At 47.6% G+C, this 21,871-nt stretch carries 28 protein-coding genes; 17 read left to right on the top strand and 11 right to left on the bottom strand.

All coding sequences use genetic code 11. The features are described from left to right. Nucleotides 1–5: 5 nt before the first annotated feature. From rimM to NQ556_RS07680, 6 genes are all read right to left on the bottom strand, one after another. Nucleotides 6–518: a ribosome maturation factor RimM gene (gene rimM / locus NQ556_RS07705; protein ID WP_008370599.1), complete on the bottom strand. Its 513-nt coding sequence runs from the start codon at nt 516–518 to the stop codon at nt 6–8. A gap of 179 nt (nt 519–697) precedes the next feature. Then, entirely contained in the window at nt 698–928 is a 231-nt protein-coding gene (locus NQ556_RS07700; protein WP_008370600.1) for a KH domain-containing protein, read from the bottom strand. A gap of 23 nt (nt 929–951) precedes the next feature. Continuing rightward, complete coding sequence (gene rpsP, locus NQ556_RS07695; RefSeq protein WP_022220623.1) at nt 952–1,197, bottom strand: 30S ribosomal protein S16; 246 nt, start codon at nt 1,195–1,197, stop codon at nt 952–954. Between the two features lie 79 nt (nt 1,198–1,276). Continuing rightward, on the bottom strand, nt 1,277–2,641 hold the full coding sequence (ffh, locus tag NQ556_RS07690) for a signal recognition particle protein (RefSeq protein ID WP_008370602.1): 1,365 nt from the start codon (nt 2,639–2,641) through the stop codon (nt 1,277–1,279). Between the two features lies 1 nt (nt 2,642). Further along, nucleotides 2,643–2,987 (bottom strand): YlxM family DNA-binding protein, encoded by a 345-nt coding sequence (ylxM, locus tag NQ556_RS07685; protein WP_008370603.1) that lies wholly within the window; start codon nt 2,985–2,987, stop codon nt 2,643–2,645. Continuing rightward, complete coding sequence (locus NQ556_RS07680) at nt 2,987–3,931, bottom strand: S8 family peptidase (protein ID WP_008370604.1); 945 nt, start codon at nt 3,929–3,931, stop codon at nt 2,987–2,989. The genes ylxM and NQ556_RS07680 overlap by 1 nt, the downstream gene beginning before the upstream one ends. A 135-nt stretch (nt 3,932–4,066) precedes the next feature. Between NQ556_RS07680 and NQ556_RS07675 the strand changes: the two genes are divergently transcribed. After that, entirely contained in the window at nt 4,067–4,345 is a 279-nt protein-coding gene (locus NQ556_RS07675; protein ID WP_022220624.1) for a hypothetical protein, read from the top strand. A gap of 66 nt (nt 4,346–4,411) precedes the next feature. On the opposite strand, the gene NQ556_RS07670 is transcribed toward NQ556_RS07675, so the two are convergent. Next, nucleotides 4,412–4,543 carry a hypothetical protein gene (locus NQ556_RS07670; protein WP_022220625.1) on the bottom strand — a complete coding sequence of 44 codons (132 nt, stop codon included), beginning with the start codon at nt 4,541–4,543 and terminating at the stop codon, nt 4,412–4,414. A 37-nt stretch (nt 4,544–4,580) separates the two neighbouring features. Continuing rightward, nucleotides 4,581–4,817 carry a hypothetical protein gene (locus NQ556_RS07665; protein ID WP_044998655.1) on the bottom strand — a complete coding sequence of 79 codons (237 nt, stop codon included), beginning with the start codon at nt 4,815–4,817 and terminating at the stop codon, nt 4,581–4,583. Nucleotides 4,818–5,082: 265 nt separating this feature from the next. On the opposite strand from NQ556_RS07665, the gene NQ556_RS07660 reads away from it, so the two are divergent. Both NQ556_RS07660 and NQ556_RS07655 read left to right on the top strand, forming a co-directional pair. Beyond that, nucleotides 5,083–5,385: a hypothetical protein gene (locus tag NQ556_RS07660; protein WP_022220626.1), complete on the top strand. Its 303-nt coding sequence runs from the start codon at nt 5,083–5,085 to the stop codon at nt 5,383–5,385. Between the two features lie 63 nt (nt 5,386–5,448). Further along, complete coding sequence (locus NQ556_RS07655; RefSeq protein ID WP_022220627.1) at nt 5,449–6,183, top strand: tRNA pseudouridine synthase A; 735 nt, start codon at nt 5,449–5,451, stop codon at nt 6,181–6,183. A 1-nt stretch (nt 6,184) separates the two neighbouring features. Here NQ556_RS07655 and NQ556_RS07650 read toward each other — a convergent pair whose 3' ends face one another. Next, nucleotides 6,185–6,589: a secondary thiamine-phosphate synthase enzyme YjbQ gene (locus NQ556_RS07650; protein ID WP_008370619.1), complete on the bottom strand. Its 405-nt coding sequence runs from the start codon at nt 6,587–6,589 to the stop codon at nt 6,185–6,187. A 12-nt stretch (nt 6,590–6,601) separates the two neighbouring features. Next, entirely contained in the window at nt 6,602–7,459 is an 858-nt protein-coding gene (locus NQ556_RS07645) for a patatin-like phospholipase family protein (protein WP_022220628.1), read from the bottom strand. 177 nt (nt 7,460–7,636) lie between these two features. On the opposite strand from NQ556_RS07645, the gene NQ556_RS07640 reads away from it, so the two are divergent. From NQ556_RS07640 to NQ556_RS07580, 13 genes are all read left to right on the top strand, one after another. Continuing rightward, nucleotides 7,637–9,280 (top strand): ABC-F family ATP-binding cassette domain-containing protein, encoded by a 1,644-nt coding sequence (locus tag NQ556_RS07640; protein ID WP_008370625.1) that lies wholly within the window; start codon nt 7,637–7,639, stop codon nt 9,278–9,280. Nucleotides 9,281–9,780: 500 nt separating this feature from the next. Beyond that, a complete protein-coding gene (locus tag NQ556_RS07635; protein ID WP_008370635.1) occupies nt 9,781–10,161 on the top strand; it encodes a helix-turn-helix domain-containing protein in 381 nt (126 codons plus the stop codon). Then, nucleotides 10,133–11,482, top strand: coding sequence for a helix-turn-helix domain-containing protein (locus NQ556_RS07630; RefSeq protein ID WP_008370637.1), 1,350 nt, complete (start codon nt 10,133–10,135; stop codon nt 11,480–11,482). Before NQ556_RS07635 ends, NQ556_RS07630 begins: the two co-directional genes overlap by 29 nt. A gap of 118 nt (nt 11,483–11,600) precedes the next feature. Then, complete coding sequence (locus tag NQ556_RS07625) at nt 11,601–11,891, top strand: hypothetical protein (RefSeq protein ID WP_008370639.1); 291 nt, start codon at nt 11,601–11,603, stop codon at nt 11,889–11,891. A gap of 39 nt (nt 11,892–11,930) precedes the next feature. Then, nucleotides 11,931–12,239, top strand: coding sequence for a hypothetical protein (locus NQ556_RS07620; RefSeq protein WP_008370641.1), 309 nt, complete (start codon nt 11,931–11,933; stop codon nt 12,237–12,239). A gap of 17 nt (nt 12,240–12,256) precedes the next feature. After that, nucleotides 12,257–12,505 carry a hypothetical protein gene (locus NQ556_RS07615; protein WP_008370642.1) on the top strand — a complete coding sequence of 83 codons (249 nt, stop codon included), beginning with the start codon at nt 12,257–12,259 and terminating at the stop codon, nt 12,503–12,505. A gap of 92 nt (nt 12,506–12,597) precedes the next feature. Beyond that, nucleotides 12,598–13,482: a Fic family protein gene (locus tag NQ556_RS07610; RefSeq protein WP_008370644.1), complete on the top strand. Its 885-nt coding sequence runs from the start codon at nt 12,598–12,600 to the stop codon at nt 13,480–13,482. Nucleotides 13,483–13,526: 44 nt separating this feature from the next. Further along, nucleotides 13,527–14,180, top strand: a complete 654-nt coding sequence (locus tag NQ556_RS07605; protein ID WP_204575941.1) for a Fic family protein — start codon at nt 13,527–13,529, stop codon at nt 14,178–14,180. Nucleotides 14,181–14,288: 108 nt separating this feature from the next. Then, nucleotides 14,289–14,903: a hypothetical protein gene (locus NQ556_RS07600; RefSeq protein WP_204575935.1), complete on the top strand. Its 615-nt coding sequence runs from the start codon at nt 14,289–14,291 to the stop codon at nt 14,901–14,903. A gap of 33 nt (nt 14,904–14,936) precedes the next feature. Beyond that, on the top strand, nt 14,937–17,702 hold the full coding sequence (locus tag NQ556_RS07595) for a nucleotidyl transferase AbiEii/AbiGii toxin family protein (RefSeq protein ID WP_008370647.1): 2,766 nt from the start codon (nt 14,937–14,939) through the stop codon (nt 17,700–17,702). Between the two features lie 212 nt (nt 17,703–17,914). Further along, complete coding sequence (locus NQ556_RS07590) at nt 17,915–18,394, top strand: hypothetical protein (protein ID WP_008370648.1); 480 nt, start codon at nt 17,915–17,917, stop codon at nt 18,392–18,394. Between the two features lie 276 nt (nt 18,395–18,670). Further along, a complete protein-coding gene (locus tag NQ556_RS07585; RefSeq protein WP_008370649.1) occupies nt 18,671–19,189 on the top strand; it encodes a hypothetical protein in 519 nt (172 codons plus the stop codon). Then, nucleotides 19,186–19,695, top strand: coding sequence for a hypothetical protein (locus NQ556_RS07580; RefSeq protein ID WP_204575933.1), 510 nt, complete (start codon nt 19,186–19,188; stop codon nt 19,693–19,695). Before NQ556_RS07585 ends, NQ556_RS07580 begins: the two co-directional genes overlap by 4 nt. Nucleotides 19,696–19,742: 47 nt before the next feature. Here the strand turns inward: NQ556_RS07580 and NQ556_RS07575 are convergent, their stop codons facing one another. Then, nucleotides 19,743–20,558, bottom strand: a complete 816-nt coding sequence (locus NQ556_RS07575; protein WP_008370651.1) for an antirestriction protein ArdA — start codon at nt 20,556–20,558, stop codon at nt 19,743–19,745. Between the two features lie 221 nt (nt 20,559–20,779). On the opposite strand from NQ556_RS07575, the gene NQ556_RS07570 reads away from it, so the two are divergent. Then, the gene (locus NQ556_RS07570) at nt 20,780–21,811 is read left to right on the top strand and encodes a hypothetical protein (protein ID WP_008370652.1); all 1,032 of its coding nucleotides are present in this window, start codon (nt 20,780–20,782) and stop codon (nt 21,809–21,811) included. The last annotated feature ends 60 nt before the right edge of the window (nt 21,812–21,871 follow it).

Raw genomic sequence — 21,871 nt, 5'->3', positions numbered from 1 at the left:
GTCGCTTAAATCAGTCCGTCCATCAGATGAACAGTCATTTTCCTATTCTCAGTATCTACATCCAGAATACAGTCATGGATTGCCGGAAGAAGCACCTCTGTGTGCGCCTCTGTCGATACCACATAGACATCATTCGCACCGGTTTCCATAATATCTTCCAGGACACCGAATTTTTCACCGTCCTCAGTGTAGACATCCATGCCGATGATATCTGCCATGTAATACTCATCCTCTTCCAGTTCCACGGCATTCTCACGAGATACAAGAAGCGGCATCTTTCTGTATTTTTCAATATCATTTATGTTATCGATCCCTTTGAACTTCAGAATCACATACTGTTTAAAGAATTTTACACCTTCAATTTCAAGGGGAATCTGTTCTTTTCCTGTATCAAGAACCACATCTTTCAGAGCACGGAAGCGGTTTGGATCATCCGTTGTCGGAAATACTTTGACTTCACCTTTGATTCCGTGGGTAGATGTGATCACGCCAACTTGCAGGTAATCATTTTGTTGCATACTTTGTCCTTTCTTAGCATAAGATAAACTTTACACCGAAAAAGTCTGTTTTCGTCTTTTGAAGTGACTTTTTCTCCATCCCCAGATACAGTGAATCTGTCATTGGCAGCTTCACTTGCATACTAAGGCATGATAAAAAACGCAGATAAAAATAAATTTACCTGCGTTTTATTTTTATGCTATTGCATAATTTCAACCACGACTTTTTTGTCTTCTTTGGCCGCGGCTGCCTTTACAACGGAACGGATTGCTTTCGCAATTCGGCCTTGCTTACCGATCACCTTTCCCATATCATTATCTGCGACATGTACTTCGATCACGGTAGTCTTGCCTTCCTGTTTTTCCGTAACCACGACGCCTTCAGGATTGTCCACAAGTGCTTTCGTAATTACTTCTACTAAATTTTTCATCACTCGCACCTCCGCGAAGCAACCTATTTTTCAATACCTGCTGCCTTAAAGATTTTTCCAACTACTTCTGTAGGCTGAGCACCGTTGTTTAACCATTTTTTAGCTGCTTCTTCATCTACTTTGAATACGCTAGGATCCTGAGTTGGATCGTATGTTCCGATTTCTTCGATGAATTTTCCGTCTCTTGGTGATCTAGAATCAGAAACAACGATTCTATAGAAAGGAGCTTTCTTCTGTCCCATTCTTCTTAATCTGATTTTTACTGCCATTTTACTTTCCTCCATAAAACAATTTGTATTTATAATAGTTTATCTATATATCACGCATGGTCTGCGGAATATATCTCCTTTAGAAAGGCATCTTGAACTTGCCTTTTTTACCTTTCCCGCCCATCATTCCCGGGAAAGACTTCATCATCTTGCGCATCTGCTCGAACTGCTTCATCATCTTGTTGACTTCCGAAATGTCAACTCCGGCTCCTGCTGCGATTCTTCGCTTTCTCTGCGGAGTGATGATGTCCGGATTCTGACGTTCCTTGATCGTCATGGAATAAATGATTGCTTCGACTCTTGCCATCTTCTGTTCCGCATCATCCGCATCGATATCGGGCATCTTGCCTTTGCCAAGGCCACCCATGCCGCCAAGTCCGGGAAGCATATTCATGATACTTCCAAGACCGCCCATCTTGCGCATCTGTTTCATACTTTCCAGATAGTCCTCAAAATCAAACTGCGACTTTTTGAGTTTTTCTGTCATCTTACGTGCCTGTTCTTCGTCGATCTCTTCGCCGGCTTTCTCGATCAGGCTGAGTACATCCCCCATACCAAGGATTCTGGAAGCCATACGATCCGGATAAAACTGCTCCAAATCTGATAATTTTTCACCCATACCCACATAAAGGATCGGGCATCCGGTGACTGCCTTGATCGAAAGTGCCGCACCACCTCTGGTATCGCCGTCAAGCTTTGTGACGATTACTCCATCTATACCAATCTTCTCATTAAAGTTCTCTGCAACATTCACGGCGTCCTGACCAGTCATTGCATCGACAACGAGAATACTCTGATGAACCTCGACCGTGTTCTTAATCTCCTGCAGTTCTTCCATCATCTCTTCATCAATATGAAGACGTCCTGCAGTATCCAGAATAATCACATTGTTGCCATTCTTTTCAGCATGCTCCAGTGCTGCTTTAGCGATATTCGCCGGCTTCTGATTATCTCCCATGGAGAACACTTCCACACCCTGCTTCTCTCCGTTGATCTGCAACTGTTTAATAGCTGCAGGTCTGTAGACATCACATGCTACCAGAAGAGGCTTCTTACCTTTCAGCTTGAACTTTCCTGCAAGCTTTGCTGTGGTCGTTGTTTTACCTGCTCCCTGAAGACCCATCATCATAATGACCGTCTTCTGGCTTCCCGGCTGGAATTTAATCTCCGTTGTCTCAGAGCCCATCAGATTCACCAGCTCGTCATTCACGATCTTGATCACCATCTGTCCCGGATTCAGTCCGCTCATCACATCCTGTCCGACTGCACGCTCCTGCACACTTTTTACAAAATTTTTGACAACTTTGAAGTTAACATCTGCCTCCAGAAGAGCCATCTTAACTTCACGCAGAGCCGCTTTTACATCATCTTCTGTAAGTCGTCCCTTACTTCTTAAATTCTTGAATACGTTCTGAAGTTTTTCTGTCAAACTGTCAAATGCCATGTTATAACTCCTCTATGATCTCTCCTGAAAGCTTTTTCACTTTCTTTATCAGTTCTTTTTCGTCCTGCTCTTCATAATTCTCAAGAAGCAGATCGATCTCATGGACTTTTTTTTTCACAGACATGAACTTCTCCACCAAATGCAGCTTCGCTTCATAATCCTCCAGACTCTTGTTACAGCGCCGGATCATATCATGAACACCCTGTCTGCTGATCCCCGCATCTCTTGCGATCTCGCTGAGCGAATAATCTTCAAGAACTGCCTGTTCATAAATCTCTTTCTGATGTTTTGTCAAAAGCTCACCATAAAAATCATATAATAATGTCTGCTTTAAAATCTCGTCCATCACTTATCACCTGTGCTATCATATAACAGATTTTCATTGGTGTCAAGTATTTTTTCTTGACATTCAAGAAATTTTTCTACATGCAGGTTCCCATGTCCCTGTCTCTGGTCATAATATCTGCCCTTTTCACAGGAATTCCACAGTCTGTATTTAAGTTCCAGATTACACATATCCGGGTATTTTTGCAAAACCAGAGCCGCTGCCCCGGACACTACCGGAGTTGCCATAGAAGTCCCGGTTTTCGGAATATAGGCATAAGGGCTCCGCACCGGATACAGGTAATTGCAGGAATAGATCCGGTTCCCCGGCACGGCAAGATCCGGTTTTTTAATACAATCTCCGGTCGGCCCACAGCCGGAATACTTCTTTCCCAGTTCTTCATCCGCCCCAACTGTGATCACCTTCCGGCTGTTTCCCGGTATCGTGACGCTCCCTTCCTTTGGCCCTTTGTTTCCTGCCGCCGTTACGACTACCAGACCGGCATCCCAGAGCCGTTCTACCCAGAACAGGAACAATTCATCTTCCGGATCCTTCTTATGAGGAAGAGTTCCAATCGAAATATTGACGATCCGGATCTTCATTTCCTTTTGTTTTAACAACACGTACCGGATCCCGTTTATCACATCCCGGATTTTTCCACCACCTCTCTGATTCAGCACCTTGACAGCAAAGATCTGCGCCTCCGGTGCCATTCCGCTGTACAGGCCTCTTCCGCTTTTTCCATTTCCGGCAAGAATTCCTGCCACATGGGTTCCGTGTCCATTGTCATCATATATGGTTTTCTTCCCCTGTACACAGTCCTTCCATCCCACGATGCGGCCGATAAGATCCGGGTGCTGTGTGATCCCTGTATCCAGAACGGCACAAACGACGCCCTTTCCAGTGATTTTGTTACGCATTGTATCCGAACACCAGTAGTGGATTTTCCGTTTCAAATCTTTCATATTTAAAATATCCTTTTTCTATTAGAATATTCTTTCTGAAATCAGATGCCAATTTCTTCGGAACTTTTTTGAAACACTGACATGCCTCCTTACATATGATGAAGTGTAAAGAAACCTTACTGGAGGCTATCAAATATGAGTGAATTAAGTGCAACAAACTGCGGATGTGGAAATTCTATGGATAACTGTGGATGTGGCTGCGGAATGTCTTCCTGCGTATGGATCATTCTTCTCCTCTGCTGCTGTGGCGGATGGGGACGCAATGGCGACGGATGTGGATGTGGAAATGACAGCTGCCTGTGGATCATCCTTCTTCTCTGCTGCTGTGGTGGATTCGGCAACGGATTCGGTAACGGATGCGGTAATGGATGCGGATGTGGAAACGGCTGTGGCAACGGCGGATGCGGCTGCTAGTTACGAAACTCAGATCTTATTCGTTCAGACAGACCAGAGGCGGGGCAAATTATATCCCCGCCTTCTTTATGTTTTGTTTTTGCGCTTCTCCTGTTGCTTTTCGTGTTCCTCTTCCTGCTCCTTTTCCTTTTTCTTTCGCAAACATTCTTCATCCACTTCATAGATCGCATTCCCATCAATAATAATCCGGCTGCTCATTTAATAAAATCCTTCCATTAGTTCTTCCTTTGCTTTATTATATGTGGATCTCATATTTTCCGTCTTCTTTACATATATATTTATAACGCTGAACCGTGGAGGACATATGGAAAAGAAACCGCCCCTTGTCATGACGCCATTTGACGAGTCTCTCACGAATGATTTTCTGCAACTTGTCAAAATCATTCTTCCCTATCTGCCCGATCACGTTCAGCGTATAGCTGGCATTTATGTGAAACTTACGGAACTTATGAATGCCTTTTACTGTTTCCAACCTCCTTATTATCATAATCGCAGAGGGCGGCTACGAAAGCAGGAGAAAGATCCGGGCAGCATGTTTGAAGCAGTTGTACCCTATCTTTCTCCTGAAAAAAGAGAAATGTTTGATTCCTTTTCCGGAATATGGCAAATGATGGAAATGATGAAAGAGATGGACTTTAGAGATCCTGCAAATATGGCAGATATGATGAATGGATTTCAGGCAGCACAGGATATGACGGATATGATGAGTGGATTTCAGACAGAAAGGATGGATGAAAATGAACGAATGGATGGAGCATCCGGATCTTGCGAATCTGGATCCGCTGAAACAGGAGCTGATCCGGACAGCAGCGTTGAAAGCCGGCGGCAAGAACGGGAAAGCACTGGTCCCGGTGATGATGTCACTGATCGCCGGTGCGAATAAACGGGGAATCCGGTTTACCCCTGATGAGATTTCGCTGATTCTTTCAGCGATCAAAGAAGGGAAAAGCAAACAGGAGCAGGCACAGATCGACCAGATGGTGCAGATGATCCGGACAATACAGGCAGGAAAACAGCCACCAAGATCCGGAAGGCAATAAAAATTGCCTTGCCCGACAATCAATGCTATAATGAACGGCAGAAATGCACTTCAGGAGGAGCTTATGACAACGATCAAACTTACCATAGAATACGACGGAAGCCGCTATCCGGGCTTTTCTACAAAGAAAAAAAGCACCAGTATCGAATCAAAGCTTACACTGGCGATCAGGGATGTAACCGGACAGTCCACACAGCTTTTTGCTGCCGTAAAGACAGAACCGGGTGTTCACGCAGCACACCAGATTGTAAGTTTTCAATTAGAAAAAGAATCTTTTTCAGACAATACAGAACTGTTAAAAATGAAATTAAACGCAGCTCTTCCGGCGGATATTGCAGTCACCTCGCTGGAAATCGCAGATGAACGTTTTGTGGCTTCTCTCGCGGTAAAAAGCTGTACCTATACCTGCCGGATTGCCACAGATCCTGCTGCAGCATTATTTTCCCGTCCGTACACCTGTGTTGTAACCGAGTCTCTTGACCTGGAATCCATGCAGCAGGCAGCGCAGCTTCTTACCGGTACGCATGACTTTGCCGCATTTTCAAACGGACGTACCAGAAAAAGTACAGTGCGCACTGTAGAAACGATCAAAATTAACCGCGAAGACCAACTGATACAGATTCAGCTGACTGCAAATAGTTTTCTCCGGCATATGCCGCAGCTTCTTGCCGGTACCATTCTCACAGCTGGAAAAGAAAAAAAGACAGACGGAACTACGCTGACTCTCGCTGGTGTAGAATCAGTAGCTCCTGCCTGTCCTTCGCATGCATTCACCCTGACGGATGTACAACTCCGTTAATCTATCCTTCGATGATCTTCACATAAAAGGTACGGTTTCTTGGTCCGTCAAACTCGCAGAAATACAGATCTTGCCAGATGCCAAAGACGATCTCTCCATCATGGATGATCAGCGTCTGTGACGGTCCGACCACCGTCGTCTTCATATGTGCATGCGAATTCCCTTCTGCATGCTGGTAGAAGAACTGTTCTGCCGGAAATACTTTTTCAAAGCCACACAACATATCATGCACCACATCCGGATCTGCATTCTCATTGATCGTAAATCCGGCTGTCGTATGTGGTGAGAAGATCACAGCAATCCCTTCTCTTACACCGCTTCTTTCGATGTCTTCCCTTACCATTTCTGTTACCTTTGTCATTTGCTGCGATGCGTTTGTCGCAATCTGATGTTCGTACAGATGCATATGCACACCTCCTTATTTTTCCAGATAAGCTTTAAGTCTCGGAAGCTCTCTTTTCATCATTTCATAGCCATGATCGTAGAAAGCCATCAGCTTATCATAATCTTTTTCCAGTCTGGATACCGGCTTCATTTCCGGGCGAAGGACGAAGATATTTCCTTCTTTTTCCAGCTTTTCTATGTATTCTTCTGTCCGGTTATACATCACCGGTCTTCGAATACAGGTGCGGACAAGTGCCGGATATTTGCTGTACATCTTCCGGTATAACTTACCGACCGCTTTGGAAGTTGGTTTTTTGCGGTAGCCTTCCGGTCTCGTCAAAATGAGAACTATTTTTTTCAGTCCCTTTTCCTGCACATGCTTTACCGGAATGGAATCGGCAAGTCCACCATCCAGATACGGAATCCCGTCTATATTTACGATCGGACATACAAGTGGCATACTGCTGCTGGCGCGGCAGATCTTCATCAGCCGGTCACTGTCGTTCTCTTCGGTCATATATTCGGCATTTCCCGTAAGACAATTGGTTGTCACGATCTCACAGGTCATTCCATTTGAAAAATAAGTATCAAAATCAAACGGAAAGAGTTCATTCGGATATTTATTGAATATCATATCCATATCCAGAAGACTTCTTTCTTTTACGAAATCTTTAAGTCCGTAATAATAGCTGTATTCCTTTCCTCTGTGGATCATACAGTCCCTTGTCCTGCCGATCTGCTTTGAGACATAATCGACTGCGTTACAGGAACCTGCCGATACACCGACCACGTATGAAAAATACAGATCTTTTTCCATCAAATAATCCAATGCGCCGGAAGTAAATACACCTCTTGTTGCACCGCCTTCCAACACCAGTCCTGCTTCTGTCAAAGCACTCGCTCCTTTCGTCCTACCATGCTGTATATTTCGTGTATGATTTATAAGTATACCACAAATTCTTCCTTATGTTAATGCTTATTCTCTTGCGAAAATTGTGCAGTCATGTTACCATAATGAACGTAATGCAAAAATTGAAACGATAATTCTATTTGAATAAGGAGAATTTTTATGATTAGTACAAGTAATATCACCCTCCGCGTAGGGAAGAAAGCCTTGTTTGAAGATGTAAATATCAAATTTACAGAAGGCAACTGCTACGGTCTGATCGGAGCGAACGGGGCCGGAAAATCTACATTTCTTAAGATCCTTTCCGGGCAGCTTGAGCCGACCAGCGGAGAAGTCATCCTCACACCAGGTGAGCGTCTTTCTTTCTTGCAGCAGGACCACTTCAAATACGACCAGTATCCGGTTCTTGATACTGTAATCATGGGAAATGCCCGTCTTTACGAGATCATGAAGGAAAAAGAAGTGATCTATGCCAAAGAAGATTTCACAGACGAGGACGGGATCAAGGCAAGTGAACTGGAAGCAGAATTTGCAACCCTGAACGGATGGGAAGCAGAATCTGATGCCGCATCTCTTCTGAACGGACTTGGAATCGAGACAGAGCTTCACTACAATATGATGAGCGAGCTGACCGGTGCACAGAAGGTCAAAGTCCTTCTTGCACAGGCACTTTTTGGTAATCCGGATATTCTTCTTCTGGATGAGCCTACCAACCACCTGGATCTGGATGCGATCGCATGGCTGGAAGAATTCCTGATCAACTTTGACAACACCGTTATTGTTGTTTCCCATGACCGTTATTTCCTGAATAAGGTCTGCACACAGATTGCCGATATCGATTACGGTAAGATCCAGCTCTACGCCGGTAATTACGACTTCTGGTACGAATCCAGCCAGCTGCTGATCCGTCAGATGAAAGAAGCCAACAAGAAAAAAGAAGAAAAGATCAAGGAGTTACAGGACTTTATTTCCCGGTTCAGCGCCAATGCGTCCAAGTCCCGTCAGGCAACTTCCCGTAAGCGCGCCCTGGAAAAGATCCAGCTTGATGAGATCCGCCCATCCAGCCGTAAATACCCTTACATCGATTTCAAACCGAACCGCGAGATCGGTAATGAAGTTCTGATGGTCGAAGGCTTATCCAAAACCATCAACGGGGAAAAAATCCTGGACAATCTTTCCTTCACACTGAACCGGGACGACAAAGTTGCATTTGTCGGTGGAAATGAATTTGCCAAAACTGTTCTCTTCCAGATCCTGATCGGAGAAATGGAGCCAGATGAAGGTACTTATAAATGGGGAATCACCACTACACAGGCATATTTTCCGAAAGACAGTGGAAAAGAATTTGACAATGACGATACCATCGTAGAATGGCTGACTCAGTATTCGGAAGAAAAGGATGTTACCTATGTACGAGGTTTCCTTGGAAGAATGCTTTTCGCCGGCGACGACGGTGTAAAAAAGGTTAAAGTTCTTTCCGGTGGGGAAAAAGTACGCTGTCTGTTATCCAAGATGATGATCTCCGGTGCCAACGTACTGATCCTCGACGAGCCTACTGACCACCTGGATATGGAATCCATCACTGCACTCAACAATGGAATGAAGAAGTTCCCTGGCGTACTTCTGTTCTCTTCAAGAGACCACCAGATTGTTGAAACGACAGCAAACCGTATTATGGAAATCCTTCCGGGTGGAAAGATGATCGACAAGATCACAACTTACGATGAATACCTTGCGTCTGAGGCTACGATTGAGATGCGTCGACGAGCGCTTGATTTGCCTGAAGATAACTTAGACAAATCCTAAGAAAACCCAGTAAAATCAAGGGGTTCCGGCATTTTCGAACAACGTTCGAAAAGAAGCCGAACAGGCGAACATACGTTCATCTTTGATGCTATTGCTACAGTTCACTTATGAAGACGAGGCTGATACATATACCTAAAACAATAGATGGAATGCCGTCACACAGCCTCAAATACACACAAGATTTCTCTAGGAAACCCAAAAAGGGTTTCCTTTTTTAGTGCCTGTTTTTCTTACGCCTACTTTTTCTATCAAGTTATCCTCTCTCCGGGAAACAGAAAAAGAAGTCCCTGTGCTACCATAAAAAAAGAAAGGGGCCTTGCGGCCCCGGTAAGTTGAAAAAGCCCAAAGTTTTGGCGAACGGACAGGCTCTTTCGGAAAGCGAGCTTCTTTGAAAACTCAATGAGGCTCAAAGGTGGCTCTTGTTGCTTCGAGTATACCACACTCGGTAAGACAGGCCTCCTTTTCCGAAAGTTCAAATGACCTAAGAGGAGGTTCTACATATGCCACACAAAATGATGAATTCGCAGATAGCGGACGTGCTTCACGATAACAGGTTGTCGATCGAGGCACGTATGCTATATGCATACCTCTGCTCATTCGATGATGGCGCACCACCCTCGACCTGTCAGATTATCAGGCAGCTCGGTATCGGCAAGACGCGATTCTATCGATATCGAAACGAGCTCGAAGCGTTCGGACTCATCGAGGTCGAGAACACGATCACGTCCGGCGGCGGGGTCGCAAAGTACTCTTTCCCCGACAAACCGGTACCGACCGCAGAAGCCGAGGAGATTTTGATCAACCGCCTGATCAACAATAACAACAAAGCGATGAATTTCAAAAAGGAAAGGAATGATGAAAATGCAGGGGAACACAACTGAAATCGACGAGCGCAACCTTTTGCGGCTTGATGCGCTACTCTCCCACGGATATGGACTCTCCCCGCAGCTCGTGATGAGATCAAAAGGCCTTTCCATCGAGGCGAAGGCACTCTACGGATACCTGAGCTCATTTGCCGGCGCGGGGGACACGGCTTTCCCGTCAACTTCCCACATTCTCGAAGAGCTTGATATCAGCAAGAACCGTTTCTACAAGATCCGCAAGGAACTGGTCTCATGGGGCTTCATCTCGATCGAGACCACGGCGACCTCTGCGGGGTTAAGGACTGTCTACACGCTGCCGCAGAACCCGATCGCCATCAAGACGGAAATCGACGAGATTGCAAACCGACGCAATGAAATCAAGAGCAGCTTGGTGGCGAATCTCCATAACGAGGACATGGTGAGTCATAAGGGGGATTCTGAGTCTGAGCGTCTTCAGCAATCAGCAGGTAACGAGCCTTGTCGTCAATCTGAAGCCAAGGCTCAAAACAGGGGCTCCAATCTGAAGCCATGTCTCCAATCTGAAGACGAGGGTTGTCTTCAATCTGGCGACAAGCTATATATAGATACTAATATCAATCCAAAAGTATCAATAGATAGATCCGCCGCCCATCCTTCCGATGATGAAGGTCCAAGCGACTGGAAAGTCACCGAGGGAATGACTGATCCGACTCAACGAGATGACGGCGAGTCGGATCGCGATGCGAATAGACGGGACGCGTTAGATGCGGTGCCTGACGGCACCTATGATCCGCTCCCTACGGTCGCTGATGGATATACCCTTTCAAATTCTGAATTCGAGGCTTTCAACCATCTCTGTTCCTTGTCCATCAAGACGGTAAGAGGAGCCGTTCGGAACGAGGCAGCAAAACAGTATGCCAAGAGACTCGGGGAAGGATACTCTCCCGCCACCATCGAGAAGGCCTATATCGACTATGCGGAAGCCTATCGGCAGAACAACCCTTCACCGAGGTTTGCGAAGCAACTGTCAGATTGGTTCGTCAAAAGCGATGGTTTCGCGTATTTCGCCAAGAAACCTGTAATTCGAACAACGACAGCCACCAAGGCTACAAGTGGTCAAGATTCGGATCTCAGGGCCGCAACGGAGGCAAAGAACGATCGGCTGACACTTGCCGCGACCGATCCGACCTTCAGGGACCTTGAGGCAGCCGTTTCGAAGGCACGGTCACTCTGGGGACATGCCTGCATGACGTCTGACGTGGAGAACGCAAGCCGCCTCAAGGAGGAATGGAGCAAGGCAACGGAACGGGCCAACGAGTATTACGAAACCCATTGCACATCAGCGGTCGCGACAGCTTAGACGATCTGAAAACACGGGGGAACGGAAAATTGCCACGTTCCCCCGACCGTGCAAGATGTGAAGTGGTAGAATCTTACAAAAGATTTCTCAAGACCCTACCAAAGAAAGGAGAAATCATATGAGCAGCAATTACCAGCAGAAAAAAATGATGAATGCCCTAGGCGCTATCGATACAAAGGGCAACATCGTCCTCGAGCAGTTCCAAGACGGCACGGCACTCCTCTTCCAGCCGGGCAACGCGCAGCCGTTTTGCGTGGCTACAGACTATGACCGCGCGACGGCCTCGTGGTCATACGGAAAGTACTTCAGCGATCTCGGATGCGCCTATGAGGCTGCTGACCCTGAGATTATCGAGGACGCCAGCGTCAGATGGGTCAAGGAGGATATCCGGGAAAAGCTCAAAGCATAGGATATCGCACCGACAGAATTCAACGTGCAGTCCGTCATCATGGGCGATTCAAGGCTTTGGGAACGCCCTCTCGACAGAGATTTTCGAGACAACATGATTGCGAGCGGAAACGACGATCTCGATGCACGCGTTGCCATTCTCAAGGAGAACGGGAACTTCAAGAATGTTGACACCGCAATGCCGGTGGAAAGTCTTGATGATCTGGAACAATACAGGTCTGATCGACTTACGGATAAGGTCACGTCACTTAAAGACAGTCTTGATGCACAATATAAGGCAGATGAGCGTGGTCGCGGTTTCGACCGTCCATGTCAAGTACTTGACGACGGTGATCTCGACGAACATTAAATAGAAAGGAGACAAAAATGACAAGCCGTGAAATGGTTCAAGATTCCGCCACACGCAATCAGAGAACTCTTGCTGATGCTGTCGTGGCTACAAATCGTTTCAGGGAGCTAGATGCTCGCTTTAAGTCGCACGATGGAATGGACCTCGATCCATCGACACCTGAAATCGAATCGGGATATGAATTCAATCGGCGCTCCATCGAGGATGACCGTGCTGCTGATGACCGAAATTCCATTTCGGATCAAGATATTGATTCACGGCTGTAATATGAATTTCCTGACGTATGGTTTGCAGATCGCATAATCATTGCGTGTTAGTACCGTAGGATGCAAAAGGCATCCAGAAGGGATGATTGATAATGGCAGATTTGGGAGAGGAAGCATTCTCCTCACAAATGAAAGTCGTCGCGACTTTCTTGCGGTTGCTTGAAGAGCTCATGCGTAATAAGCAGCAAGACCTCCGCTATGGCACCAAAACGCAAAGGCGAGGTATCCTTGGTCGAATGAAAGACTTCGTCGGAGGAATCTTCAAGAAAGTCTATGATGGCACATTCGGACGCCTGTCGCGTAATGGAAAAGATTATGGTCAACTTGACCTTAATGATCCGGCTGTTGCAACAACTGTAATTAACAATCTAAAACATGGATGGCAATTCATATTTGATTTTATTGATGCGCCTATCGATTTGTCATATGTACGGCAGGTACATCAACTCGTTAGCAACAATCTTGTTCCCGATTCTGGACAACTGCGATATTTTGATGTGTATATTGGCGGAACAAGCTGGCAACCGGAAATACCAGACTTCGACACTGCAAAAGCCGCTATCGAGAAAATTGCGAATATGGAACCTGGGAGAGAACGCGCGCTTAAGATGTTCGGTTATCTTTGTCGCTCCCAACTTTTTAGTGATGGAAATAAGCGAACAGCGCAACTCATAGCAAATAAAATGCTGATTGCTGACGGCTGTGGCATCTTGGCGATTCCGAAAGAGCAAATTAACAATTTTGAGACTCTGCTACTCGACTTTTATGAAACAAACAAACCGGATAAATTCTTTTCTTTTTTAACTAAAGAAGCTATCTATGGACTCGATCGTACCGTACCATCTTCACAGAACTTAAAAGTCAAGTGTAAAGCTGCCACACTTGGAAGCAACGCGTTGAAAACAAGAAGCAATACTGTGGGCATTAGCAAGACACAAAACGCTGACCGTACAGCGCACACCGAGCATATTGAATGAATGTTATGGACATGGTATAATAATATTACGGAGGTAAAAATACTATGTCTACAATCGCTGAGGCTGAAAAAGCTGTTGAATTCAATGTCTTCTATGCAAAAAGAAATGTTGTGGATAGCATCTGGAAAGAGGCAATCGTTGAAGGTGTCAATATCACATACCCGCAAGCAAAAGTAATCGTTGAGCACAACCAAACCGTTGAAGGATTGACTGTCACCGGAACAATTACCGTCTACAATCTTAAACTTGCTTGGAATTATCTCTTTGAGCATTTAAACTCACTTGTAGATTTTGAGTTTGTTGCCAAAATAAATTCCATTTTGGGTGCATCGCTTGTTCATAACGCTGGATGTATTCGTAACATACCAGTAGGTATCAGTGGGACCGCCTGGCAACCGGAAATGCCGGACTTCGATACTGCAAAAGCCACTATCGAGAAAATTGCGAATATGGAACCTGGGAGAGAACGGGCGCTTAAGATGTTCGGTTATCTTTGTCGTTCCCAACTTTTTAGTGATGGAAATAAGCGAACGGCACAGCTCGTGGCAAACAAGATGTTGATCGCTGACGGGCGCGGAATCTTGGCGATTCCACCAGAGTGTAAACATGACTTCGGTGAAAAGCTCAAGCGCTTCTATGAGACAGCGGATGATTCTGAATTACAGAAATTTTTGATTGAAACATCAATCTACAATTAAGAGAAGCAGGAAACTGATTTCAGTCGGCTTCCTGCTTTCTTTTACGGTTAGACGAGTTTTACTTAATCAAAGTATATGATATAATATACTTTGAAAGCAGGTGATAAGATGCGTACTATCGACGCTATGAAAAAACTTGCCCGCAATGATGGGCGATTTACTCATGTTTACACTAAAAAGGAGCTGTCAGAACTTTTTAATGAAACCGGCAGCAAATTGAATGGAACATTGAAGTCACTTATTAAAGAAAACATTTTGAAGCGTGCATACCATAATGTATACGTTTTTCGCTTTTCTCAATACGGAGGACTCGGTACTTTAGATTTGATTGGTAAGAAAATCCGACCAAATGACTCCTTCTATGAAAGCCTTGAGTCCTCTGCTTCAGCATGGAGCCTCATTTCACAGATCCCCACGGTCGTAACCTATATGACCACAGGAAAGTCAAAATGGTATAACACGGGTTACGGAAGCATCGATTTCGTTCATTACAGCAAAACAGATGAGAAACCAAGAACCATCGATAGGTCGTCGATGGGAAGGGTTCCGCTTGCAGACAAACTTCAAACATATCGGGACTTACAAAAAACAAAACGTTCCCTTGATCTTTTAAGAGAGCAATACGACAAAGACCATGGCTGTCGCGACGGAAATATCCAATATTATCCTTGCGAAGACGACGATACTTGGGATTTTCTTGATAAGCAGGAAGATGTACTCTAGTGTGCATCTTCCTATTATTTTTTTGGAGTCATTATGCTTTACGTTTCCTCTCTTCCCCAAGTCAGAGATTTTGCTCAACAAGAAGCTTTCAGAATTGATTCTTCATCTCTCATTCCTTTTATTGAAAAAGAACTCCTTCATATAGACTTGCTCAATTCCTTTGTTCCCCAGATGCAGAATACATCCCTTGTATTTCAAGGTGGAACCGCACTGCGTCTTTGTTATGGTGCTCCACGGTATAGCGAAGACCTTGATTTTTCTGTCGGTTCAGACTTTTACCAAGCAGAGAAATTAAACTCGCTTATCAATGAAAATCTCATTAAACAGTGCAATGGTGAGGTCAGTCTTAAGCAACCTAAAGACAGCATTTGGAATAGAAATGACGTTTCAAATCAGACGAAAGTTGCTAAATGGTTTGTCAAATATGATCTAAATCCAAATCAGCGAGATATCCCTTTGCAGAAAATTAAATTGGAAGCCGCTTCTATCGGAGCCCATACATCGCTCACGAAAAACGCCATCTGCCATTACCCGCAGTTCTTTAAGGAATTTCCTGATTTAAAGATTCACGTTGAATCCTGCGATGAAATCATGGCTGATAAACTGCTCTCCTTTTCTGCTTCCATTTATACAAGATGGCGAGATCTTTGGGATATGAACTGGATGATAGAAAAATCGGATATTACTCCAGCTACTTTCCCATTACTTGAATATAAAATTCTTGATTACAAAACAGATTCCCAAGAATACAAAAGTAACTTGGAGAACACCATCAAAAATATCCCAGAATTCATTAACAGCAATGAATTCCTGCAGGAAATGAAAAAGATGCTTCCTGTTGAGACTGTTGAAACAACCTTACTAGATCCCAACTATCGATTGAAAATGATCTCAAGCGGATGCAAGGACATCATTTCCGGTCTTAAAGATGAGCTGAAAGAGGCTGATTGCGTCGTGATCGCAACGGATGTCGACCCATCCGGCGAGGGCGAGTTGCTTGCCTGGGAGGCTCTGGAGAAATGCGGTTGGAGAGGTCCGACCAAGCGTATGTACTTTGCCGACGAGGCGCCGGCAAGCGTGCAGAAGGCTTTCAGGGAACGCAAGACCCTTCCATCTATGGACAAGGACGGCGACTATGTGAAGGCGGTCGTCCGCGAGCGCTGGGATCTCGCGAGCATGCAGTTCACCCGTGCGGCAACACTCGTAGCGCGAAAAAAGGGGTTCCGAACGGTCGTACGCCAGGGTCGGTTGAAATCGGTCATGGTCAAACTGACCGGCGACCAGTTGAAAGCCTATAACGAATATGTCCGCAAGCCGTTTTACGAGGCGCGTTTCAAAGATGAGAACGGCAACATCTTTGCCAGAAAGACCGACGACCCCGAAGATATCCGGTTCGATAGCCCCGATCAGGTAGACCTTTCGCAGTTGCACGACAGCGCTGTCGTAGAGGATTCCAGGGGGAAGAAACACACTGCCCCCGGAAAACTCCTCGACCTCGCCGGCCTGTCCGCTATCCTCGCGAAGCAGGGGTTCAAGCCGGCAAATGTCCTGAAGACATATCAGGAGATGTACGAAAACCAGATCGTAAGCTACCCGCGTACCGAGGATAAGGAGGTCACGCCGGAACAATTCGGCGAATTGCTTCCGCTTGTCGATAAGATTGCCAGCGTGGTCGGTGTGGATACGTCTCTGCTCTCCCATCGCGCCGCAAGGAAGACACATGTCAAGGAAGGCGGGGCGCACGGCGCGAACAGACCGGGAATCAATGTTCCCGAATCCCTTGCCGAGCTTGAAAATGGTTACGAAAAAATCGGTTCCGCGATCTATTCCGTACTTGCCAAGAACTATCTAGCGATGCTCGCTGAAGATTATGAATATGAGCTGATCAAAGGCCATGTAAGGGACTTTCCCGAATATGTCGGGCAGACCCAGATCCCAATCAAACCAGGGTTCAAGGCGATTTTCGATTCGGACTCCTCTTCTACCGAGAAATCGGAAGGGGAGGAGGCGGAGAACGCCTGCGAGTTCGGTAAGGTCGCCTCCCCGTATGTGCACGAAGGAGCCAACAAACGCCCGCAAAAACCGACAATGAAATGGCTTACGAAGAAGCTCGAGAAATATAACGTCGGTACCGGCGCCACTAGGACGAGCACGCTTGCGGAAATCACCGCCAATGAGGAACGCGCCCTCATGAAGGAAAACAAGGGCGCACTCACCATGACGAAGTGCGGCGAGGTGTCTTACGCCTTGCTGGCGAATTGCCAAATCGCCTCACCGGAAGTCACCGAGAAGCTGTTTGAATCCATGAACGAGGTGGGACGGTTTTCACGCAAACCGTCCGATGTCATCAATACCGTCACCGATATGGTCGTGCACGATATGAAGGCAATGCAGGATAACATCGGTGCATTGGACGGTATGAAACTAGGCGACGGAAACGCGATCGTCATCGGCAAGTGCCCGAAATGCGGCAAGGACCTCTATGCGACGAAAAATCAGTTCCGCTGCGCCGGAGTGCATTTCAAGAAGACAGGCGAGAAAGATGGGAAAGCCGTCTTCGCCCAGGACGGAACCTGCGACTTTTCCATCTACCGTTTTGTCGGACCAAAGGATAAGCCGAAGAAGCTCACCGACAAGAACGGCAGGGAGATCGCCGAAAAAGGAAAGACATCGCTCATCAAGGGAATCAAGAAGAAAAGCGGGGATGGAACCTATGACGCGTATCTCACGCTGAATCGCGAGACATGGTCGCTTGATATGCAATTCCCCGAGTTCAAGGGAAAGAAACACAAAGGCTAGTTCGGGACTCCCAACTTTAAACAATGCCGCTTCTGACAGGACCAATTTCGGTTATTCGGATAGCGTCAACGGAATCGTAACCGGTAACCCGTGGAACTTTGACTAATGCGACAGCCGATGGTTTCCGCGATCGGTTTGATACAATTGACCACAATGCAGTCAGTAAATGATGTCCAAGCTGAAGCCGGAGATCGATAGAAAGGAATTTCATTATGGAAGAAAAGACCGAAGCCGTTAAGGGCGAGGAAACTACGGTTGGTTTGACTATGAACTATAACCCGTTTTCGTTCATTTCCTGCCAGGAGGACGCCTTGGTGCTGGCGGGGTGCATCTCACATGGCTTGGATGCAGATGTCATCAAGAAAAGCGGGGACCTTTTCGCGACCGCCCGCGCCATGCTTCTCGATGCGTGTGTCTGCCTGCTCTATCGCCAGGGCGGCGATTCGATGAGCATGCAGGGTCTCGTAGATCTTCTGCAGAACGACATCAGCCATAACGAGGATCAGGATATGCCCTCGATCAAGGCTGCCTATGACAAGATCGAGGCCGACGGCGCGACTGTCGAGGAGGACCTGGGGCTGAAGCGGTACCGCATGTTCCAGGCCATCGCCTACGGTGAGACGGCAATCTCCGTCGAGCTGGACCTATACGCCAAGTTGTCCGCTATGGTCGATAGGCCGCTTGTCGGCTAGACCTGCAAGCCGAATCGATATGCCAGCGATTCGCATGGCGATGCGCTATTCATGCGGTGCCTGACGGCACCTATGATCCGCTCGCCAGGGCTCGCTGATTGATTTTTCTGGCACTCTTCTCTTTGGGGCATCCGGCTATGGGTGCCCCTTTTTTGATGAGAGATGGTAGAATCTTACAAAGAAAAATAAAGAAATGGGGGATTTAACCGTGATCGGTGACAACTTAAGCCAAGCAAACAAAGTAAAGGGCACTTCCTGCCTTTCGGGTGATGTGCGATGATGAATCGAAGCGGAATCGAAACGTATGAGCTGTTGCGCCTGGATGAGGTGGCGCTCGCCGGGTATTTCGATTTGGAAGATACCAGGTTTGAAGAATGGTATGAAAAGAACCGCGCAGTCGGCGACAGATTGTACAGCGCAATTCTTGATAGAAAAATTGACCTCGTAGCTTTCCGCGGAACGGAAGACGGTCGCTACTACTCCATCCTTACGCGTAGCCCGAAACAGGAAGGCTCCCTGCAGCTCACGGATATCGACAGCAAGGGACCGATCGGGCATCGCCGGCTTACGAACCAGAAGATGCTCGATCTTCCGGGATACGGTGCCGTCCTCGCCGCCGTTCCCGACATCTCGAAATGCAATGAACGGGACATCCTGCAGGCGATCGGATTCACACAGAAGGGCGATCGAAGCCTGAAGGAAAAGGCCGCCATCGGCAGGGAGGGCAGCAAACAGCTTGAAGCCGCGCGCAATCGCGAAGGGCTAGAAAACTTTGATGGGCGTGATTTCCGATGAGTGCTCGTCCGGTTATCCAAACTTACAGGCTGGCCTCCCTGCACGAAGCCGCGATCGCCCGACTTAAGAACCCCAAAAACGATAGGTATAAAGAACTCTATCTCCAAAACAGGGGAATCGGCGAGAAAGTCTATAACGCCGTCCTGTCAGGTCGCCTCGACCTCGCTTGTTTTTGCGGAGACTCCAGCAAATACTATTCGGTTCTGACACGGAGTACCAGGCAGGACGGCGCACTCCAAGTTACCGAGATCGACCGGAAAGGGCCGATCGGGCATCGACTCCTCACCGGTCCCAAGCAACTCGAACTTCCGGGATGCGGCGCGACGGTCGCCGCCGTTTCCGATGTCTCACGGTGCACGGAACAGGAAATCCTCGATGCCGTTGGATTCAAGATGCAACAAGGTCTGAATTCCAAAGCCGTCAAATGCAAGGCCGGTCATCAACGGCTCGACGCTGAACGCACAAAGACCGATCTTCCTAAAGAGAGAAAGTCCCCCGCACGTTAATCCGTGCAAGGGACTTTCCCGGTATGGCTCCATATGCCTTTCTCCGGTTAATGCTCCTGGGATGGAGTCTCCATAGCCTGTTTCCCGTCATTGAGCAATTCGGAGGCATTGCGGCTGACTTCCTGTTTATGTCCCAGGCTGCGGTCCGCCGTTTTGGACGAGCCCGCAGGATACTGCGCATCATAACGGTCGCCGATAAGGGAAACCAACTCGTCACGGTCATAATAATCTTCGTCCGGTCCGTCAGCGCAGTTATCGATATAGCCGTCCTCAAGAACGGTGACTTCGCCACCTTCGGTGTAAGCCCGTCCGTATTTCTCATAGTCAAAGGCACTTTCAATCTGGCTCGAACTGTCGAGGATATGCTTCAGTTCCTCATTCTGCTCAACCATCTCGTACCCGTAGTTTCTCTCCGGTGACATCGTGGTATAGATCATATTACCGAACTCATCCTTGTCGTAAGCACCATCGTATCCCCAGCTGTAAAATGGGATGTCGTCGGCCTGTTCGATGAGATTCATAAGCCCAACAAGACTTTCAGGAGTGTCATTCGCCTGAATCCATGCGCCCACCTTCTCCAGATCGGCCGGGTTTGCCGTGACGAGCTGCTTCGCAAGCAGGTTCAAGTCCTCGAGATGGCAAAACTCGTTAAAGAGCAGCCTCGTGCCGAAGGGAATGCCATCATAATCAGAGATATAGATTTCCTCATGCTGTGAATCCTGCAGTTGGTTGAGATGGAGAAAGTCCCGAATCTCAGCTTCCGTCTTCGGCAAGGTGATCCATGCATCGTGAAGGCTACCCTCGTTGTAGTAACCGTAGTTTCCGATGCATACGTTCAGGCCTTTTGTGAAGTCCTGTCCCATGGTTGCCCTTTCTACTCTATAAACCGTAGGGTTGCTTTTGTAAGATTCTACCACTTCACCCCATCTCTATTTCGGTAGGATTGATATCCACCCATACCGACAAAGAAGGGAACCGATGAGAAAGGAAAATAAGAAATGATTTCGCGACATCTGCTCATTGAATTATGAGACGAAGTCGGTATAATAGCCCAAGAGAAATACCAAAAGGAAAGTGCGTGTTTATGAATGAAACCATGAAGCCCTCTTGTGGGGAGGCATATGACGCGACGCCTGTCGCCGTCCTCGCTGCGAGCGAAACCCTCACTATCGCACTCGGCATGCTCACAAAGTCACCTGTCGCGGCAATCGCCGCAGGCGGCTTGACGGGCTGCGTGTGCAGCCTCGCCCTCCCAGCCATCAGCGGGCGCATCCTGGGCCGCAAGCGCGATGCGATCCTTTCCTGGTGGGATGAGAACCTTGAAGTCTACAAGAAGTTCAAGGTGGAGAATCCAGACCGCGAACCGAGCAAACGCGCCGAGAAACGCGAGGAACGGGACCTTGCGATTTGGTGGCTCGATGCCATGAGGCTCGTCCGCACCAAGGAACTCATGCGTGAGAAAGTCGAGGCGCTTATCGAGACGGGTAGCCGCATGCCAGATGGCGTGAATCTCGATGATTATGAGACCGTCGAGGAGTACCGTGCCCGCTACGTCGCACCGGTCTCCAAGATGACCTCCGCCATGCTTTCCCTTGCCGTCGGTCTCGGTACCGCCGCGACCTGCTATGTCGGGATGACCGGCAACCTCCACTCCCCGCTGCTGTTTCTTCTCGGCGGGATTACCTCGATTCTCGTCACGGCAGTCGGCGCGATGTGCGACCAGCGCTCACGCGTTCTGCCCTTCGGCCTGTCTATCGCCACATACCCTCTCGCCGTACTTACGGCGTTCGGGCACGGCGGTGTAAGCGGATTGATCGGCAACCTGCTGTGCGGTGTGGGTATCTATGCGATTTTCGCCATCACCAACCATCTCTTCCGCATCACCGGCGGCGCCGATGCAGTCGGTGCCGGCGATCGCAGGCTCGTCCCGGCGATCGCGACGGCATGCGGGTTCCACGGCACGGTATACGGCATGGGCGCGATGTGCATCGCCATGCTCGCCAACTACATCCCCCGCTACCGTGCGAAAGAGATCACCCTTAAAAGCCGCGTACCCATGGGGCCTTTCCTGCTCGTCTGGCTTTGCACCGGCGTGCCCCTTGGGTGTATCATGTAGCAGTCTATCCCGCTGTCCCCCGCAGAGAAGTTAGGAGTAGCCGATCTGCGAGGAACAACT

Source organism: Coprococcus comes ATCC 27758 (assembly GCF_025149785.1).
In the GTDB taxonomy this organism is placed as follows: Bacteria; Bacillota; Clostridia; order Lachnospirales; family Lachnospiraceae; genus Allocoprococcus; species Allocoprococcus comes.
Note: the sequence above shows the minus strand (reverse complement) of the source record. Positions and strands in the feature narration are given on the sequence as shown.